The sequence below is a fragment of the Bacillus cereus group sp. BfR-BA-01523 genome (assembly GCF_022662615.1).
Classification (GTDB): domain Bacteria; phylum Bacillota; class Bacilli; order Bacillales; family Bacillaceae_G; genus Bacillus_A; species Bacillus_A mycoides.
Window position 1 is genome coordinate 463,216 of the sequence record NZ_JAKUDX010000001.1, and the last position, 19,518, is coordinate 482,733.

A 19,518-nucleotide genomic window follows, 5' to 3' on the forward strand; every position below is an offset into this window, starting at 1 on the left:
GTTGACAAGTGTTATAGCCATATTATTTATTCTCCAAATTAAGTAAAATCCACTCAATCAAGAAAACTGCTGAAGAGATACGCTCTGTCGTATCACCTAAAAACAATTTATTTATAAAACCTGCAAAATTCGTCGGTACTTTAGATAATGTTTCAATATATTTCAAAGCAGATCCAGCTGGAGGTGTTGGTCTGTTATTAATAGCCCATATTCCCTCTAGCAATGTCCACATTGATGTGTGAACTATGTATGAAGCTTTTAACTCATCGTTTGCTTTCAAAGCAGCCTGAATTTTAATAAGCGAACTATGTAACCAATGAGAAATCCCTTTTACTTTATCACTAGAAACAGAATAATTTTCATATTTATGTTGAGCTATTTCCTTTAACCTTTTCAACTCACCGTTACTATCAAATAAAATTTCTCCTTCTAGAAAAGAGTATAATTCCATTGGATTATTTTTAAAGTTTAATTGAATTCTATTAAAATCTGCATACTTATATTCAATTAAAATACCTTCTCTCTTTTCAGAATGAAAATCTTTCTTTTGTCCATTCTCTAAAAGAACGTATAAATCTAAATCGGATTCGGGGTATGCGTCACCTCTTGCTATAGATCCGATGAGCATTAATCCACTCTCTTCATTCCTAGCTATATATTCATTTAGAATTTTATGTACTAACTCTTTATGGTTTTCATATGTAATAAATGAAAGATTTTCTATCATTTTTATCCTCCAAGTTATTGCGCACGTAATATAATTCCTATAAGAATATATCGATATTTCGCAGTTTCTAAAATACACAAACACCTTTTAAACGATATTGAATTATTTTCCTCTTCTCATACATTTTCATTATAAACACTGCTAATTTTTACATACCTAGCTCTATTTTTTTCACATACTTGTGAAATGCTTAGTCACATTGCTTACTATTAATTCTTTGTGCAATTGGGTGATCATCCTTTAGTTGCAACAGATCCCATAAATTCCCGTATAAATCCTTAAATACTGCAACAATTCCGTATGATTGCTCTTTCGGTTCTCTCACAAATTCTATTCCTCTTGAAATCATTTCATTATAATCTCTCCAAAAATCGTCAGTATTTAAGAAAAGAAATACTCTACCGCCTGATTGGTTACCAATAAAGGGCTCTTGCTCAGGTTTAGATGCCCTAGCTAGTAATATTGTTGTGCCGACTGAACCTGGAGGAGATACCACTACCCACCGTTTGTTTTCTTCTGGCTGATAAATATCTTCAACTAATGTGAAATTTAGTTTCTTTGTATAAAACTCTATTGCCTCGTCATAGTCTTTTACTACTAATGCAATATGAACTATCGATTGAACCATTATTGTCCCTCCTAATCTTACTCACTGATCGAGTTTATATTATAACATTTCTAGTTTTAACCTGTCCGTTAATTCTTCTTACATCACATGCGAATCATTCTCTTTATTCAATATAAATAACCATCTATCAGTAAGCAGATAGATGGTTATTTATTCGAAAGAATATAATTAAACAAATGTATTTTTACGACTGTTGATAAGCCGATTTCGATGATTTCACATAATAAACCCCGTGCTCAACCTTAATGATATGATCTGGCTTTGGCTTACCGCGGCCCGCTCTATGTCCAGCTAAGTGCTCTTCACTCGTTTCCCAGTTTTTCCATGCTTCTTCCGATTCCCAGCGAATCATAACTACTACTTCTTCATCTCCGCGTCTCACTTTTTTCACGAGAACACTTAAGTCGATGAAGCCTTCAAATTTTTCAATAATGCCTTCTCCTGTGAAACGCTCTACAACTATATCTGATGTACCTTCTTTTACTGTAAATGTTTTCGTTTCGATAAACATATTTCCCACTCCCTCTTTATAATACGAATACTAGTATTCTTTCATTATAGTTGATTATGATAATTATTTTCAATTAAAAAGTTTCTAATTTTTATAATTATGCTGACTTCTCCACAATCGCCTCATCTAAAAATTTGAAATACGGAAGCAATATTCCTATTAAAGAAGTGACACATATAATCGAACCAATGATAAAGTATAGTACTCTCACTCCCCACATTTCACTCAGTATTCCCCCTAATAACACACCTAATGGCATTGCCGATCGTATGAAAAATAATCGCACTGAAAATACTTTTCCTATCATATTATTTGGGACAGTTTGTTGGCATATCGTCGTATTATGAACATTGAAAAATGAAATACAAATACCTGCAATCACTTCAATAATTACCGCAATTATAATACTGTGATTGAACCCTAAAGAAATGTATGTAAGGCCACCTATAAACAATCCTCCAAGCATAAGTATTCGCCGGCTTTTATATGTTACTTTTCCGACTAATATTGATCCAACTACATAGCCAAGTGGGAAACCTGCCATGAAGTAACCGTACTCCGCATATCCCGCTGACAGCTCATCTTTTATATAAGGTAGGTTTGTAACCATCGTTACCCCAACTCCAAATTGAACGAAAGTAAGAAATATACCGAGCCAAACGATTATTGGTTTTGTGAAAAAGTATGTAAAACCATGAAGAAACTGTTCTATCCACGTTTTTCGAATCTCTTGCTGTACCCTCTTTTCTTTTATGAAAAGCAATAATCCTCCGCTTATAAATAAACACATACATACGAAAGATAGCGTAAGTTCGATTCCAATAAATTTAATGACGATACCACCTATTACTGGCGCGAGAAACATCATAAGACGAGTCATTCCATCAATATACGCATTCGCGTCTTGAAGCTGCTCTTTATTCACAACAGTTGGTGTAATCGCTTGGCTCGCAGGGGGATAAAGAGGCGTAATGAGACCAACTATAGTTTGGACAACGTAAATGTGCCAAACTTCTATACTGCTAGTAACTAGCATCGCCAAAGGCAGTAAGAAAACAGATGCCCGCATCCATTGCGAAAAAATCATAATCCACTTTCGGCTCCATTTATCAATAAATGGCCCACTTATAAGTTGCAGTATGAGAGAAGGAATTAGATATAGTAACCACATACTGCTTAATGCTGTTTTCGACCCTGTTAACTCATATACAAGAATTGAATTACATAACGTCCCGAAAGCCCCGCCTAATTCTGAAATTGCACTACCAATCCACATATAAAAGAATGAACGGTTTTTCAATACACTTTTCACTATAGCTCACCAACTTTTCTATTAAATTCCTCCCTTTATGTACATTCTCGTTGTATATTATCTATTCATAAATGCATCTAATTCTTTCGCTAAAGACTGCACTGCTTTCTTTCTCAATACATATTTTCCGTCTTGAATATCAACTAACTTTGCTGAACGTAAAAGTTTCAAATGATGGTGTACTGTCGATTTTCCTAGTTGTAATCTTTCCGTTATTTCTTGCAGCGTACGCTCTTGTTCAAATAGTAGTTTTACAATACGAAGCCTTGCCTCGTCCCCGAGCGCCTTATGTTTATGAACTAAAAAATAACTCGGCTCATACGGATCTTCTGGATGTATACTTTCATTTGCGACTGGATAATGAAACACTTTCGTATCTTCAATATCAGCTTCTATGTTCCACGGTCTGTATGTAATTTGCGGGATAAGAATTACGTGATGCACACTTGGCTCTGGCATATATATAACACCACCTGTAGCCCACTCGACAAACTCTTCCGGTTTCATCTTTTTATTCATTTCATTTTTCGCTTCATAATCTCGCTTTAATATAGAGAGCAGTTGCTCCTCTTCTTTCTTAATAACACCCTCATACCATCCTGTCATAACCGCGATTAAATGACCCTTTAGTTCTTGTACATCTGCATCACATATAAAGCCAATATAAGTAGAGAAAAACTGGTGATCATGTGTCAGTTCCTTTAATTCATGTATTGCAGTTACGTCTCCATTTGCTGCTAAACGTCTTTTTCCTTGATGCATTTCTCCTAAAAACGGTAAGCACACATATTTAAAATCTACTTCCGATAACGAATTGATATTGTGAACAAACTGAGATAAATCCGTAAAATCTCCATCATACAGTAACTGTAGCAACGCTTTCCACGTATTATGCTTCTCAACAAATTGTAAATACTCTATCATTTCATGTGATAAAGATTGTCTAATTTCTTCCCATTCACTTTGAGTCTTTTCAAGAGTATCGATTAACCTCTTATGAGTAATTGCCGCAATGCCAAGTGCGCATTCGAAAAGTATCGAATACTTCATTTGAACGTTGTACGTTTCCCTCTTTCTACTCGTTACGTGAAAGACTTCCATTTTATCCCCTCCTTATTTGCTAAGTATTAAATTCTATATTTATCGAATTATACCTTCTAACTTTTTAGAATTTTAAAACTCTCTGAAACTTTATATTGCTACAAGTTTTTAAATTTAAGCTGCAGTTAATTTTCTTGTTCAACTATGAGGCAGGTTTATTGAAGAGAAAGGAGAATTTATTACGTTTATAAAAATGATTTTGAAAGCATAAGTTTATTTCTGCAATTACTACAACGGCGCCGTATTGTTCTTTTAAAAACTTCCAAACATCAATCAGATGATAAGTAGGTACGTTTCTAATTTCTCTAACACTTGTTGTTGGTCTATCTCATAGTTAAGGAGGCAATACGAATGAGTAAAAAAGAAATATTACAAAATGGAGTCAAGCAAGTTTTTTACGAAGAAGAATGGTACCCACCGATATCAGAAGCGTTAAAGAATCTTACTGCTGCACAAGCATGTTGGCACCCAGAAGGAACGGCCAGTAATACGATTTGGGAAAATGCAAACCATTTACTAATCTTTAAAGAGCGCTTACTTTCCCGCTTACATCAAGATGACACATTTGTTGCTCCATAAAATAATGATGACACGTTTGTCCAAGGTGGACCTAATGATGATGGTGCTTGGCAACAAACAGTGAAGCGAACGCTCCAAGTACATGATGCCTTACAATCTTCATTAACATCCCTTCAAGAAGCAGAACTGGATCAACCAAGTCCGTCTCTACCAGTTTGGCAACAATATATGAATATCCTATTGCACGATGCATATCATACAGGTCAAATTATACAACTTCGTAAACTCCAAGGTTCATGGCCATCTCATCGTTCATATTTATAAGCAATGATTAAAGATGATAGATAAGCATATGATTCTACATTTAGCAAAATAAGTACAAAAAAAGCAAATGAGATTCTAACTCTCATTTGCCTTTTTGCGTGCTGGAGAAACATCCTGCAATGAATTATTAAGCTTAATTAATATTCAACAAAGAATGTTCAATGGATAAAGTAAAACTTTAATTAGGCATTTCCGGGCCATTATCTCCCGCCTAGCTTCCTCTCATTCGCCACTTATCAATTCATCTGCGCATCGTTCAATATCCCAATTATTTCACTTAACATTTCTTCTGTAAAAGCACCTGCGCTAAAGTTCACTAATGCTCGTAATGGCATATAGTTCAGCATAGCGTCCATCATTTCAGATGCATCACTATCCCCTTCAGTCATACTACCAAACGGACTGTCTTTTAATGCTTTTTCCATAAGCCCTTTTGCGATTGGTGCTAAGATTGGGTCCGTAAATATGTCCCCAAGTAACGTATTACGATGCACTGGTTTTTGAGTTATAGTCGTTGATTGAACATACATGCTATCATGTAAAACGATCTCTTTTGAAGACTTTCCTACTAAAATCTCAAATTCACCTGTTTCAACATGCCAGTCCTTTAATTCAACATTATAATAAGCAAATGATCTTTTATTTAAAGTAAAGCTAACCGTTTTTTCTTCTCCCGGTTGCAATTCTACTTTTTCAAATCCTTTTAGCTCTTTTTCAGGACGAGTCATGCTGCTTTCAACATCTTTTATATAAAGCTGAACAATTTCTTTCCCTGCTCTACTACCAGTATTTTTCACGTTCACACTGATAGAAACAGTGTCCGTATCCGTTATCTCTTTCTTATTTATTGAAAGATTACTATACTCAAAATTTGTATAGCTTAATCCAAAACCAAATGGGAACAACGGTTCAATATTTTTCGCATCGTAGTAACGGTATCCGACGAACACACCTTCTTTGTATTCCACTTTGTCCCCTTCACCAGGGAAGTTTAAGTAAGAAGGATTATCGCTTAACACTTTCGGGAATGTTTCCGCTAATTTCCCGCTTGGATTCGCATCACCAAATAATATATCGGCAATCGCCCCGCCTAATGCTTGGCCACCTAAATAGCCTTCAAGTATTCCTTTTACTTTACCTATCCATGGCATTTCAATTGGAGCACCGTTACTTAAAACTACAACGATATTACTTTGAACTTCAGCGATAGCCTCAATTAATTGCACATGATTTTCTGGCATCTGTAAATGCTTTCGATCAAAGCCTTCAGATTCATAACGATCTGGAAGTCCAACGAAAAGGACCGCTGTATCTGCTCGCTCTGCTATTTTTTTTGCTTCATTAACCATGCTTTCATTTACATCATCACTTGCAATGTCATAGCCTTGGGCAAATAATATGTTCGTTTTTTCACCTGATACCGCTTCAATTTCTTCGAGAATACTTTCAAGATTTGTTGGATTAATATGAGAGCTTCCGCCACCTTGAAAACGTGGTTGCTTTGCAAACCCTCCAATTACTGCTACCGTTCCCTCTTTTTTCAGCGGAAGAATGGAAGCTTCATTTTGTAACATAACCATACTTTCACTTGCAACTTCTCTTGCAAGCTGATGATGCGCGTCCTTACTATACACAGCGTTTTCTAATTGGTTATCATAAGCTTTAAAAATAATGTAAAGAAGACGCTCTGCCGCTTGATCAAGCTTTTCTACAGATAGCTTACCACAGTTAACTGCGTCGACAATTTTCTTCTCACCAATTCCAAAGCTTGAAGGCATTTCTAACTCCAAACCGTTAGCTAAACTTGCAACACGCTCATTTACTGCACCCCAATCAGAAACGACAAAACCTTCAAATCCCCATTCATCTTTTAAAATATCATTTAATAGATAGTTATTTTCCGAAGCGTATTCACCATTCACTTTGTTGTAAGCGCTCATTACTGTCCAAGGCTGTGCTTCCTTAATAACATCTTCAAAGCTAGCAAGATAGATTTCACGCAATGTTCTTTCATCAACAATTGCATCTACAGACATTCTGCGATGCTCCTGATTATTAGCAGCGAAATGTTTTAATGACGTTCCAACCCCTTGACTTTGTACACCTTTAACATGGTTTGCAGCCATTTGTGATGATAAATATGGGTCCTCTGAAAAATATTCAAAGTTTCTTCCGCATAGTGGCGAACGTTTTATATTTGCACCTGGTCCAAGGAGAACACCTACATTTTCAGCCTGACATTCTTCTCCTAATGCAACTCCTACTTGTTTTATTAATTCTTTATTCCATGTACTAGCTAACCCTACTGCTGAAGGGAAACAAGTCGCTGGAATACTGTTATAAATCCCTAAGTGATCTGCTCCCTCTGCCTGTTTTCTACGTCCGTGTGGTCCATCAGTTACCATAATTGAAGGAATTCCTAATCGCTCAATCCCTTTTGTATTCCAAAAGTCTAATCCAGAACATAGACTTGCCTTTTCTTCTAATGTCATTTGTGAAATGATTTTCTTAATATCCCTTTTCATAATAGCCCTCCTAAAAAATAATTAAGTAAACGCTTTCTTAATGTTATTATAGTTATTATTTTTTAGATATTATGGTATGTTTTTTAGAATAATGGTAAAAATTTTAGCTGATTATATTTATGGTTATACCGTACTCTCTTTCGCTCTTATTTTAAAACCTTTGCTTAGGAGAGGATTTTAACTTGTACATATATAGGCTAATGTTTAAAGAATAGAGGTTAAAATAATGAATTGCTCCAAACTTGAAGATTTATATTATATTTGTAAGTTGGTCTTTGACATACATAAAACACCTATCTTTTTCATTGATAACAAAGGGGATTTGGCATTTGAAATCTCGTCCAATATTCAGCATAACCCTTTGTATTCTTCAAAAGAGGCGTTATTTAATCAACTATTTAGGGGAAATCCACCATATACTTTTCCGGTACTTGAAGAGACTGCCTTTCTTGAAAATTTTTTCTCAATTAACTTACGTTTAAACGATCAACTTTGCGGGAATATCATCGTTGGACCAGTCCTTTATTCCAGGTTATCAGAAACCTCAATTAAAGGAATCGTTAATGATCTTCAACTAAAAATAAACAAAGAGGAAATGATTCGCTATTATCAATCGCTCCCTGTTTTAAGCAATTTGCAATTTTTAAATATAAGCATGGTTCTTTATTACATGCTGTATCAACAAAAATTAGACATTGCTGATATTTCGCAAAAAAATATACTGTTAAAAAAGGATGATTTTGAAATTGAACAGCCCGCTATACATATATCGGAGCAACGTCAAAGTACACTAACTCATATCGATCCACTAGTTGAAAGGAAAATATTTGAGTGTATTAAAGAAGGAAAAAAGGATGATTTAATTAAAAATCTAAGAAAATTACCTGAATCAGGAGATCTTGGGGTGTTGTCAAAAACAAGCCACCTGCGAAGCCAAAAAAATTCTGCCATCGCAGCAATTACACTTGCGACAAGGTCGGCTATAGATGGCGGACTATTCCCTGAAATCGCATATACCCTCAGTGATTTATTAATTCAAAAACTCGAAGAAATAAAAAAAAGTGAAGCCATTTCCCCATTTTTAGAGAATGCTTTACTTGAGTTCTCAGAACGAGTTAAAAACGGGAAAATGCAAAAACATTTAAAGCCTATAAACATATGTCAAAATTATATATTTACTCATCTTTACGAAGATATTACACTATCCCATCTAGCAGAAATAGTCGCATTAAATCCTAGTTATCTATCTTCCCTTTTCAAAAAAGAGGTTGGAATTTCATTAGGCGAATATATTCAGCGTGCTAAGATTGATGAGTCAAAAAATTTAATGACCTTTACGAGACATTCTATATCCGAAATTTCTACACTATTAAATTTTCATGATCAGAGTCATTTTACAAAGGTCTTTAAAAAACATACTGGTATTTCACCTAAACAATTTAAAAATGGATGCAGCTATTAATTGTCCTTCGTTCTACCAATAGATTTATTTTGTTGCTTTACATTATTAATACATATCCTTTATAAAGCGAAAAAACATTAATTTTTAGTACATAAATTGAAATAGATTAATCCCAAACATAATTTACATTCTTCATAACTTCTGATCATAATCCAAATTTGGAAGAATAGAGGCTTTTTTATATACAAATAATAAAGCGAAACTTTAATCAGTGGGAGTTTTGTCCATCCCCACTGATTATTAGCCTTCACCAATCGGGCATTTATGGGCAGTTAACTCCCACCAACTCCCTCGCATTCGCGAATTTTGAGGTGGAAGTCTTACTGCCTGTTAATGCGGGATAAGCCTCAAGGAGTTGTTGACATGCATTTCATATTAAATATGTTAGGGATTTTCGTTGTAATATTAATCGTTTTCCTATGTTCGCCTAATAAAAGAAAAATAAAATGGAGACCAATCGTTATTCTAATAATATTGGAGCTTTTTATTACGTGGTTTATGTTAGGTACGAAATTGGGCAGTATTATCATTAATAAAATTGCGTCATTTTTCAGTTGGCTACTATCATGTGCGAATGAAGGAATTCGATTTGTATTTCCTTCAGCTATGGAAAATCAAACAGTTGATTTCTTCTTTAGCGCCTTACTTCCTATCATTTTTGTTATCACTTTCTTTGATATTCTTTCGTATTTTGGAATCTTAACTTGGATTATTGATAAAGTTGGTGCAATCATTTCAAAGATTTCTCGTTTACCAAAGTTAGAAAGCTTCTTTTCCATTCAAATGATGTTTTTAGGAAATACGGAAGCACTTGCAGTTGTTCGTGATCAATTATCTGTGTTAAAAGAAAATCGTTTGTTGACTTTTGGAATTATGAGTATGAGTAGCGTCAGCGGATCCATTCTTGGTGCTTATCTATCAATGGTTCCAGCAACATATATTTTCAGCGCTATTCCTTTAAACTGTATTAACGCATTAATCTTGGCTAATGTTTTAAATCCTGTAGAAGTTACTAAAGAAGATGATGTTATTTATTCACCTTCAAAAAATGAAAAAAAAGATTTCTTTTCTACTATTTCAAACAGTATGTTAGTTGGGATGAATATGGTTATTGTTATTTTAGCGATGGTAATTGGGTATGTAGCTTTAACAGCATGTTTAAATGGTATTTTGAGCTTTTTTGTAACAGGTTTAACAATTCAAAAAATCTTCTCGATTATCTTTAGTCCCTTCGCTTTTTTACTTGGTTTATCAGGAAAAGATGCTATGTATGTAGCTGAATTAATGGGGATAAAAATAACAACGAATGAATTTGTTGCAATGATGGATTTAAAATCAAACCTAAAGTCTTTACAACCACATACAATTGCAGTTGCCACAACATTTCTAGCTTCTTTTGCAAACTTTAGTACAGTAGGTATGATTTATGGAACATACAATTCTTTATTTGGCGGGGAAAAATCATCAATAATCGGTAAAAATGTTTGGAAACTTCTTGTTAGCGGAATGGCTGTTTCCTTATTAAGCGCTATGCTTGTGGGGCTTTTTGTATGGTAAATAAATAATCTTTAAAACAAAAGACACCCAAACGAATTGAGTGTCTTTTATTATTATCGAATCTGACCATTTCCACGAATCACATATTTTGTAGAAGTTAATGCAGGTAGCCCCATTGGTCCCCTTACGTGTAGCTTTTGTGTACTAATGCCAATTTCTGCACCGAATCCGAATTCAGATCCATCTGTAAAACGAGTCGATGCATTATGGTAGAGTGCTGCGGCATCAACAGATGTGAAAAACTTACTGACGTTTTCCTCGTTCTCTGTAATAATCGCTTCTGAATGCATGGATCCATACGTATTTATATGATGAATCGCTTCTTCTGTAGTGGAAACCACTTTAACTGCCAGTGTGAGAGATAAAAACTCTGTTTCCCAATCTTCTTCTGAAGCTAATGCAATAGAAGAATCAATTGCCAATGCTTTACTATCTCCACGTAGCTCCACGCCTCTTTCCTTCAAAGAAGAAAACAGCTCGCTACCAAATTGCTGCGCCCACTTCTCATGAAGTACAATCGTTTCTATTGCATTACATACAGATGGACGCTGCGTTTTTGCGTTTATAATAATATCAAATGCCATTTGTTTATCCGCTGTTTCATCAATGAAAATATGACAATTTCCAGCACCTGTTTCAAGTACTGGAACAGATGCTTCTCTCACTACAGTATCTATTAACTGCTTGCCGCCTCTTGGGATAAGAACATCTAAGTACTCATTCAATGTAAACAACTGCTTTGCACTATCTCGCGTTGTATCTTCTATGAGCTGTACACTTTCTGGAGGCAAGCTTGTTTGTTTGAGCGCTCGGTGAATAACGCTAACGATGGCTTTGTTAGAATGAATAGCAGAAGAACTACCACGTAGTATTACTGCGTTTCCTGTTTTTAAGCAAATTGTAGCAGCATCCACTGTCACATTCGGCCTTGCCTCGTAAATCATTCCGACAACACCAAGTGGTACACGCATTTCCTGAATAGATAATCCATTTGGTCGCTCCCATGCACTTACACATTCTCCAACAGGATCGCGTAATTCAATTAACTGCTTAATCCCCTCTGCCATATCAATAATACGCTGTTCATTGAGCATAAGACGATCAAGAAGAGAATCGGAAAATCCTTTCGCCTTACCTTCTTCAATATCTCGTTTGTTTTCCTTTAAAATATAAGCTGTTTCTACTATTAGCCTTTCAGCAATTGCAGCAAGTGCTTCGTTTTTTTGACTCGTAGATTTAAGAACAAGTTCTCGAGCAACCTCTTTTGCTCTTTTTCCCTTTGCCAATACTTCATTCATTTTATTTCCTCCTTTTTAAAGGTTACAGTTTGAGAGCCCTTTAACACCAGTATCTAAATCTTTCTTGTACTAGAATTAAAGCTTACAATGAAACCCAGTGATCTCTATGGATGACTTCATAATTATGCCTTTCGCCTCTTGCTTGAATATCTTGGCTTTGCATACCTTTTAGATCCTTTAGTTCCTCTGCGCTATATGTGCATTGTCCTTTTCCTATTACGCGCCCTTGTTGCGTAATTACTTCCACGACTTCATCCACTCGGAAAAATCCAGACACACTAGTAACACCAGCAGGAAGTAAACTCTTTCCATGTTGAATGATGGCAGTGGCTGCCCCCGCATCTACTTCAATTTGTCCGCTAACAAGCGAATGCAAGGCGATCCATTGCTTGTTCATCTTAATCACTTTTTGAGGAGCATTCCCGATATATGTTCCATCACCTTTGCCCTTCATAACATCTAAAAACTTCTCCTGTCCACATCCCGTTCCGATAAATACACTCACTCCAAGAGATAGTGCCGTCTTTGCAGCATCGATTTTTGATTTCATACCGCCAGTCCCAAGTTTTGAGCCAGCATCTCCTGCAAGAGAAGCAATTTCTTCCGTTACCTCAGGAAGGAAATGATATTTTTTCGCATCCGCATTTTTCTGAGGATTTTGGTCATATAAACCGTTCACATCTGTAAAAATCATGAGCATATCTGCCGAAACAAGTCCGCTTACTAAAGCTGACAGCATATCATTATCACCGAACGTTAGCTCTTCTAAAGAAATGGAATCATTTTCATTGATTATAGGAAGAGCAGAACGGTTTAGTAGCTCTCCTAAAGTAGCGTAAGCGTTACTGTATTGTTCTTTTCTAGAAAAATCACTTCTCGTTAGTAAAAGTTGTGCAGTAACGATACCATATTTACGGAATTCCTCCGTGTATGCCTGCATTAATAAACTTTGTCCGACAGCCGCAGCAGCCTGTTTCCCTTTAATTGTCACAGGTCTGCTAGGATACCCTAGAGCAGAAAAACCTGCAGCGACTGCCCCGGATGTAATTAGTAAAACTTCATGCCCTTCCTCTTTCAATCGTGCCAATGCAGCAACGTGATCTGAAAGTTGTTCTTTAGAGATGCCTCCGTGACTTGCTGCCAAGGAACTACTCCCAATCTTTACAACAATTCGTTGTTTTTTCACTTTTTTATCCCCCAAGTCTAAAATCAAAGTTTTTTATAAATTTCACTTCTATTCATACAGCTTACAGCGGCTTCTATTCTTATCAGTGCTGCACCTAGCCTATTAAAGAGCAAAATAAAAATGACCACTTCGCCCTTAATAAAATAAAAAGGACGAAACGGTCATTGTTCCGCGGTACCACCTTAATTGATATACACAGATATCCACTTGGCGCCTATAACGCAGGCGTACGCCTAAACTTTCATTTAAGACTCAGGGATAGGTTCGATACATTCTATACGAGGAATCTTTCAGCCGGTGAATTCCACTCTCTTTCGCAAGAAGACATATGTACTATTTCCCTTCAACGATTTTCCATTTGATTTTTTATATTATGCTATATATTTCGTTTTTGTGTCAAGAGGTATTTTGCAAAATGAATAGAGCGACAAGCCTTAAGTATGAAATTATGTACACACTTATGAATATCACCATATCTAGAAAAAGTTGATATAACTATACCTATTCTCCAACATGCTTTTAAACGTTACCAAATAATAAATAACATAAAATATTAAATAATTGAGAATGCACTTGTTTAGTACAGAATAAAATTGATTTCTTTATTTTTTGTATTGCAAAAAAGAACGTATTCTCTTAGAATGTTTCTTTATATTGCACTTGGATGTTATTGTTATTTTAGAATAATAATTTGAAACCGATATAATTTATGATAAAAGGAGCCAGATTGAGTTATTATGGACAAACAAATTGGATTCATCGGATGCGGAAATATGGGAATGGCTATGATTGGCGGGATGATAAACAAAAATATAGTGTCTTCAAATAAAATCATTTGTTCAGATTTAAACACTACTAATTTAAAACATGCTAGTGAAAAATATGGGCTAACTACAACAACTGACAACAATGAAGTAGCTAAAAATGCTGATATTTTAATTTTATCAATTAAACCAGACCTATACGCATCAATAATTAACGAAATAAAAGAAGTGATAAAAAACGATGTTATCGTCGTAACGATCGCTGCAGGAAAAAGCATTAAAAGTACTGAAGATGCTTTTGATAAAAAGTTGAAGGTTGTACGAGTAATGCCTAATACACCTGCTCTTGTTGGAGAAGGAATGTCTGCGCTATGTCCTAATGAAATGGTGACAGAAAAAGATTTAGAAGATGTATTAATCCTTTTCAATAGTTTTGGTCAAACGGAGATCGTAAGTGAAAAATTAATGGATGTTGTAACATCTGTAAGTGGTTCTTCGCCAGCATATGTATATATGATTATAGAAGCAATGGCAGATGCAGCTGTATTAGATGGTATGCCAAGAAATCAAGCATATAAATTCGCAGCTCAAGCTGTGTTAGGCTCTGCAAAAATGGTACTAGAAACAGGCATACATCCAGGTGAATTGAAAGATATGGTTTGTTCCCCTGGCGGAACAACTATAGAAGCTGTAGCAACATTAGAGGAAAAAGGCTTACGAACAGCCATCATTTCAGCTATGCAGCGTTGTACGCAAAAGTCTGTTGAACTATCCGGTCAAACTAAAAAGTAACAACTGCAAAAAAGACCAGATTAGCTGAATACACAAATCTTTAAACAGCTTTACACTTTATGCACATGTGGTTTACATACTCCCCTGTTTCCACTAAAAGATAAACGGACAAATTCATGAATAATTGAGTTTGTCCGTTTTGCATTTTATTATCTCAAAATAACTTCATAACTCTTATTGTTATTTGTTTTGCAGATTAAGATACTTTGGTATTACGTTTACATCATTTCCTGTCTATTGAAATATTCTCAGAGACGAAGCATGATATTCATTAAAAAAGTTGTGGTATCAAACGCTTCACATTGTTAACATAACATATTTACTGTCTCCTTTATTAATGCCTGTTTCCTAATCCACCTCCATTACAATTTAAATCATTTAAGTTTTCTCCATATCGTACATCTACTAGTTAAACAAAAACTCCCCTTAAGTCAAAAATGATTAAGGGGAGTCAGTTATATGTGGTGAAGTTATAGTTCTGATTTTACTGGAACAGAAACATTGTTTTTTACTAATTTTTTGACGTCTTTAAAGGTAACAAAATTGTTGTTTTGCTCATCCCAAAGACGGAAACGAATTGACCGCAAACTTGTAGCAAGAGTAATCGTTGGTACATTTTTTAAAGGAAGCGTATTATTGTGTGCCTCTTCTAGTTTATAGTTAGGTACTCTTGGACTTAAATGGTGAACATGATGAAATCCAATATTACCAGTTAAAAATTGCAGGATTTTGGGAAGTTTATAAAACGAACTTCCTTCCACTGCCGCTTTCACATATTCCCAATCTTTATCTTCTTCAAAATAAGAATCCTCGAATGTGTGCTGTACGTAAAACAGCCAAATACCTATTGAACCTGCTATTAAGAATATGGAACCATGTACTAAAAGAAACGATTGCCATCCGAGTGTCCAGCAAAGTAACCCTATTAAAGCAACGATTAAAACATTCGTCAAATAGGTATTCATGCGTTCCTTCTTTCTAGCACCTTTTCTGTTAAATCTATTTTTAAGTAGGAAAACATAAATCGGACCTAACCCAAACATAACCAATGGATTGCGATATAAACGATATGCTAAACGGAGTCTAAATGGCGCTGCCAAATATTCATTCACTGTAAGTGTCCAAATATCTCCTGTACCTCGCTTATCCAAATTACCACTTGTAGCGTGATGAACGGAATGCTCATGCCCCCATTGATCAAACGGGAATAAAGTTAAAACACCCATACATGTCCCTACTATTCTATTTACACGACGGCTTTTAAAGAAAGAATGATGGGTACAATCATGAAAAATAATGAAAACCCGTGTCATAAATCCCGCGGCTAACACAGCTGGAACTAATGCTAACCAATAAGAAACGGACAAACTTTTATAAGCAAGGTACCATAAGATAATAAATGGCACTACCGTATTGATGATTTGCCAAACACTTTTTTTTGCCGTTGATTTTTCAAAAGGAGCAACTTGTTTTTTTAAATTTTTAGTATTTTGTAATGTCATTTTTTCTAATTCCTTTCCTTTATGTTGCTAATTCGTATTATAACACATTATTAGTAGTAGGTGTTATACGCAGGTATAATAAATATTTTATACTATGAAAATCTCTTTTTTCTTACTCATTCCTTACAAATTGCTTACGTCCAGAATAGCTTCTATTATAGGATAGAAGGAGCATTTGTGCCTGAAATTCCGAAGTTTTTCCCAATAAATATATTAATTAAAAAGAAACACAGAGTTTTTTTCACTTCTGTACTGCCCCGTTTCCACAATAAGAAGTGAGCTGTCCTGCTTTTTTCGTCTCAGCTTTTACCTCGTTATCGTTCATTATGCTTCCTGTACCTAGTACAATCGTTCCCACTAATGCTAGCCTCATTATCTTTTTACGAAGATTCATCATTGTTGCTCCTCCATAAGCTGTTTTCGACATCCTCAATGTAAACAAGGATTTGATTTTCCATAACATTTACGCAAGCTTATATTTATTCTTTTTTATTATTAATTCCCCACTGTCAGGAAACTAACAATAACCAGTTTTCTAGAACGATAAAAAACGAATAACATACACAATGAACGTAATGTTCACTTGTTACAACTGATTTTACCGGAACCAGATCTATTTCATGAAACAAATCAAATTACATTTAAAATAAAAAACTAGTCTATTTTGAAAACTTCCCTCACTTTTATTTAACTGTTATTCTATATAAAATATAAAAATTCAACGTCCGTTTATTTAATTTCAAATCTATGATATATTCAAAATATTAATCACACAAAGTTAATAAAATGAAAACAAGGGAAATTTATGAAAAAATATATTTTATATTCATACTAAAATCACATAGTTTTTAGTATAGAAAGGAGATTCAAAATTTGAATAAGAATTTAACCAAAATTACATTAATAAGCGGTCTCGCTCTCATACTTTATCATTTTTTCAAATGGTATTTAGTTGAATTCCTTACCCCATTTGTTATGCCATTTCTTTCAATAATAGTTCATGGATTGTTTTTCTTAATATTAATTTTCACAATCATACATCTTATCAAATACAAAAATTGGAAACCGTTAATTATTCAATTAGTCATAATAATTACTTGGATATGTATACCATTTAATGAGATTTATATAAATTTAGATTTTATTATCTATAAAGAAGACCGTGAAAAAGTTATAACACTTATAGAACATAAAGAGTTAACTCCTAATGTTCATTATGATAGTAGACAAATTCATTTACCTAAACAGTTTGCATCCACTTCCAAAAACGGTGGGGATGTAATTATTCAACAAAATAAAAATGGTATTTCTGTTTTCTTTTTTACTTATCGTGGTATATTAGATAATTTTTCAGGATTTATTTATACACCAAATGATACTAGACCAAACAAATACGACTTTAATAATGAATATAAAGAAATCACAAAAATAGAAAAAACTGGTATTATGTGACATCATATTAAAGAACACAAAAATTTTCTTTTAATTATATTAAAAACATACCGTATTTATAGAAAGGGAATGCTTGTATACTATATACTGATCTGTACTGCATTCCCTAATTAAGCCCGAAACGGATTCTTGTCGTATTAGCTCATTCAAGGTGATGCATTTTTTTTACAAGCGATACATCTTTTTTATCATATACGTCGCTTTAACACCACTCAATATAGAGGGTGCTATTTCAAATGACTCGAACCTTAACATAGGAGTAGCATTACACATCCATCAACTTAAGAATTTTCTCGTTTTGGATTATTTGTTTTTCTCAGCTTGATTGTGACAGGGCACTGCCAACAAAAAGCGATTTTCGTACGCTAAGCGATCTTTTGTATAAAAAAGCCGATTTCTTGTAATCTAAAGGATAATCGGCTTTTTACTATTCATTTATTTGTAGTAGTTGAAGAAATTCTAAAGGTATAATCATATTAATTATTATCTATAAAGTGAAACTTTAATCAGAGGGTTTTTTTTCCATCCCCACTGATTATTAGCCTTCACCAATCGGGCTTTTACGGGCAGCCCGACTCCCACAAATAGCGGGATAAGAACGACTTAATCGTTACTTTTAACATAACATCATTTACAAAAAGAAGGAATGATTATCTTCATTAAAATACAAAATTGGTTTAACAATAAAAACAAGATTATAATAAATAAAAATTTATTGTTAAACGATAAATTTCATGTTAGATTAAATAGATAATATTTAAATGAGGTGCTTTATATGAAACAAGGATCAACACTCTTTTTAAAGACAGCTATTATTCTGATTGGAATCCCTGTTCTTGCTTTATGTATATTTTTAGTTCCTAACATAGGGAAATATGCAGCGGAATTGTTCCCGGATATTGCATTTATAAAATATCTTGTTTTAATCAATCTATATGCAACCGTGATACCTTTTTATTTTGCTCTATATCAAGCCTTTAAACTTGTAAGCTTTATTGACAAGGGTAACGCTTTCTCGAAATTATCTGTTAGAGCTTTAAAAAAGATAAAAAACTGTGCAGTAACAATCAGTATTTTATATGTGGTAGGTATGCCACTCTTCTATCTTGTAGCGGAAAGAGATGATGCACCTGGTATTATTATACTTGGCATGCTCCTAATCTTTGCTTCAATGGTTATCGCAGTCTTTGCTGCCGTTCTCCAAAGACTTTTAAAAGATGCGATAGATATAAAATCAGAAAATGATTTAACGGTCTGAGGTGAATAACATGGCAATAATAATTAATATTGATGTAATGTTAGCTAAAAGAAAAATGAGTGTAACAGAGCTTTCGGAGAAGGTTGGAATTACAATGGCTAACCTTTCTATATTAAAAAATGGAAAAGCAAAAGCAATTAGAATTACAACTTTAGATGCTATTTGTAAAGCATTAGAATGCCAACCTGGGGATATTTTAGAATATCAACCTGAAGATACCGAATAAAAAGAGTCCTTCTATTAATGAAGGACTCTTTTTATTGCTCATTACGGCGCGAAGCTAACTTGACCCGTCAAAACTAAAATAATTGCGATGATCCAAAATATAAAAAATGATGAGGACAGTACTAATGAAATAATAGCTATCCCCTTTTTCTCCGTTTTTTTCGTCATTGTGATTATTGAAAGTATAATACCTACACCTGTAAGAGCAATCGTTACATAATCTCCAACTATATTTCCCGCATTCGCTATTCTCGTCGGAGTTATAAAAACGAATAAAAAACACATAATTCCGATGAGTAAAGATATATAGCTTATTATACTGTACTTCTTTTTGGGAACTATTTCGGTTTTCATAATACCCACCCCTTTTATATA

16 protein-coding genes, 2 pseudogenes and 1 other annotated feature are annotated in these 19,518 nt (G+C 34.4%); of the genes and pseudogenes, 7 read left to right on the forward strand and 11 right to left on the reverse strand.

The features are described from left to right. Positions 1-22 precede the first annotated feature (22 nt). The 5 genes from MR066_RS02410 to MR066_RS02430 all read right to left on the reverse strand — a co-directional run bounded on the left by MR066_RS02410 (position 23) and on the right by MR066_RS02430 (position 4,279). Positions 23-727 (reverse strand): nucleotidyltransferase domain-containing protein, encoded by a 705-nt coding sequence (locus MR066_RS02410; protein WP_242245823.1) that lies wholly within the window; start codon positions 725-727, stop codon positions 23-25. A 190-nt stretch (positions 728-917) separates the two neighbouring features. After that, the gene (locus MR066_RS02415; protein ID WP_016091644.1) at positions 918-1,355 is read right to left on the reverse strand and encodes a VOC family protein; all 438 of its coding nucleotides are present in this window, start codon (positions 1,353-1,355) and stop codon (positions 918-920) included. Between the two features lie 184 nt (positions 1,356-1,539). Then, a complete protein-coding gene (gene hmoA, locus MR066_RS02420; protein WP_002084853.1) occupies positions 1,540-1,866 on the reverse strand; it encodes a heme-degrading monooxygenase HmoA in 327 nt (108 codons plus the stop codon). A 97-nt stretch (positions 1,867-1,963) separates the two neighbouring features. Continuing rightward, the gene (locus MR066_RS02425; protein WP_242245825.1) at positions 1,964-3,178 is read right to left on the reverse strand and encodes an MFS transporter; all 1,215 of its coding nucleotides are present in this window, start codon (positions 3,176-3,178) and stop codon (positions 1,964-1,966) included. 57 nt (positions 3,179-3,235) lie between these two features. Beyond that, positions 3,236-4,279 carry an ArsR/SmtB family transcription factor gene (locus MR066_RS02430; protein WP_242245826.1) on the reverse strand — a complete coding sequence of 348 codons (1,044 nt, stop codon included), beginning with the start codon at positions 4,277-4,279 and terminating at the stop codon, positions 3,236-3,238. Positions 4,280-4,630: 351 nt separating this feature from the next. Here MR066_RS02430 and MR066_RS02435 point away from each other — a divergent pair. After that, positions 4,631-5,122: pseudogene (locus MR066_RS02435) on the forward strand (DinB family protein). Between the two features lie 236 nt (positions 5,123-5,358). Here the strand turns inward: MR066_RS02435 and MR066_RS02440 are convergent. Next, positions 5,359-7,647, reverse strand: a complete 2,289-nt coding sequence (locus MR066_RS02440) for a glycoside hydrolase family 3 C-terminal domain-containing protein (protein WP_242245827.1) — start codon at positions 7,645-7,647, stop codon at positions 5,359-5,361. 226 nt (positions 7,648-7,873) lie between these two features. Between MR066_RS02440 and MR066_RS02445 the strand changes: the two genes are divergently transcribed. After that, positions 7,874-9,109: a helix-turn-helix domain-containing protein gene (locus MR066_RS02445; protein WP_242245828.1), complete on the forward strand. Its 1,236-nt coding sequence runs from the start codon at positions 7,874-7,876 to the stop codon at positions 9,107-9,109. Positions 9,110-9,472: 363 nt separating this feature from the next. Continuing rightward, a complete protein-coding gene (locus tag MR066_RS02450; RefSeq protein WP_002127907.1) occupies positions 9,473-10,666 on the forward strand; it encodes a NupC/NupG family nucleoside CNT transporter in 1,194 nt (397 codons plus the stop codon). Positions 10,667-10,719: 53 nt separating this feature from the next. On the opposite strand, the gene MR066_RS02455 is transcribed toward MR066_RS02450, so the two are convergent. Continuing rightward, positions 10,720-11,964: a glutamate-5-semialdehyde dehydrogenase gene (locus MR066_RS02455; protein WP_215583754.1), complete on the reverse strand. Its 1,245-nt coding sequence runs from the start codon at positions 11,962-11,964 to the stop codon at positions 10,720-10,722. A gap of 82 nt (positions 11,965-12,046) precedes the next feature. Further along, positions 12,047-13,150 (reverse strand): glutamate 5-kinase, encoded by a 1,104-nt coding sequence (gene proB, locus MR066_RS02460; RefSeq protein WP_242245829.1) that lies wholly within the window; start codon positions 13,148-13,150, stop codon positions 12,047-12,049. A gap of 145 nt (positions 13,151-13,295) precedes the next feature. Next, positions 13,296-13,506 (reverse strand) — a binding site (T-box leader). A 381-nt stretch (positions 13,507-13,887) separates the two neighbouring features. Between proB and proC the strand changes: the two genes are divergently transcribed. Continuing rightward, a complete protein-coding gene (proC, locus tag MR066_RS02465) occupies positions 13,888-14,706 on the forward strand; it encodes a pyrroline-5-carboxylate reductase (RefSeq protein WP_215588283.1) in 819 nt (272 codons plus the stop codon). 470 nt (positions 14,707-15,176) lie between these two features. Here the strand turns inward: proC and desA are convergent, their stop codons facing one another. Together desA and MR066_RS02475 are read right to left on the reverse strand one after the other, a co-directional pair. Beyond that, entirely contained in the window at positions 15,177-16,208 is a 1,032-nt protein-coding gene (desA, locus tag MR066_RS02470; protein ID WP_242245830.1) for a Delta(5) desaturase DesA, read from the reverse strand. A gap of 241 nt (positions 16,209-16,449) precedes the next feature. Further along, entirely contained in the window at positions 16,450-16,605 is a 156-nt protein-coding gene (locus MR066_RS02475; RefSeq protein ID WP_002168135.1) for a hypothetical protein, read from the reverse strand. Between the two features lie 476 nt (positions 16,606-17,081). Between MR066_RS02475 and MR066_RS02480 the strand changes: the two are divergent. From MR066_RS02480 to MR066_RS02490, 3 genes and pseudogenes are all read left to right on the forward strand, one after another. Continuing rightward, positions 17,082-17,671: pseudogene (locus MR066_RS02480) on the forward strand (hypothetical protein). A gap of 764 nt (positions 17,672-18,435) precedes the next feature. Further along, positions 18,436-18,918, forward strand: coding sequence for a DUF2975 domain-containing protein (locus MR066_RS02485; RefSeq protein ID WP_002032872.1), 483 nt, complete (start codon positions 18,436-18,438; stop codon positions 18,916-18,918). A 10-nt stretch (positions 18,919-18,928) separates the two neighbouring features. Further along, a complete protein-coding gene (locus tag MR066_RS02490; RefSeq protein ID WP_000974615.1) occupies positions 18,929-19,144 on the forward strand; it encodes a helix-turn-helix domain-containing protein in 216 nt (71 codons plus the stop codon). Between the two features lie 41 nt (positions 19,145-19,185). On the opposite strand, the gene MR066_RS02495 is transcribed toward MR066_RS02490, so the two are convergent. Then, positions 19,186-19,497: a hypothetical protein gene (locus MR066_RS02495; protein ID WP_002190010.1), complete on the reverse strand. Its 312-nt coding sequence runs from the start codon at positions 19,495-19,497 to the stop codon at positions 19,186-19,188. Between the last annotated feature and the right edge of the window lie 21 nt (positions 19,498-19,518).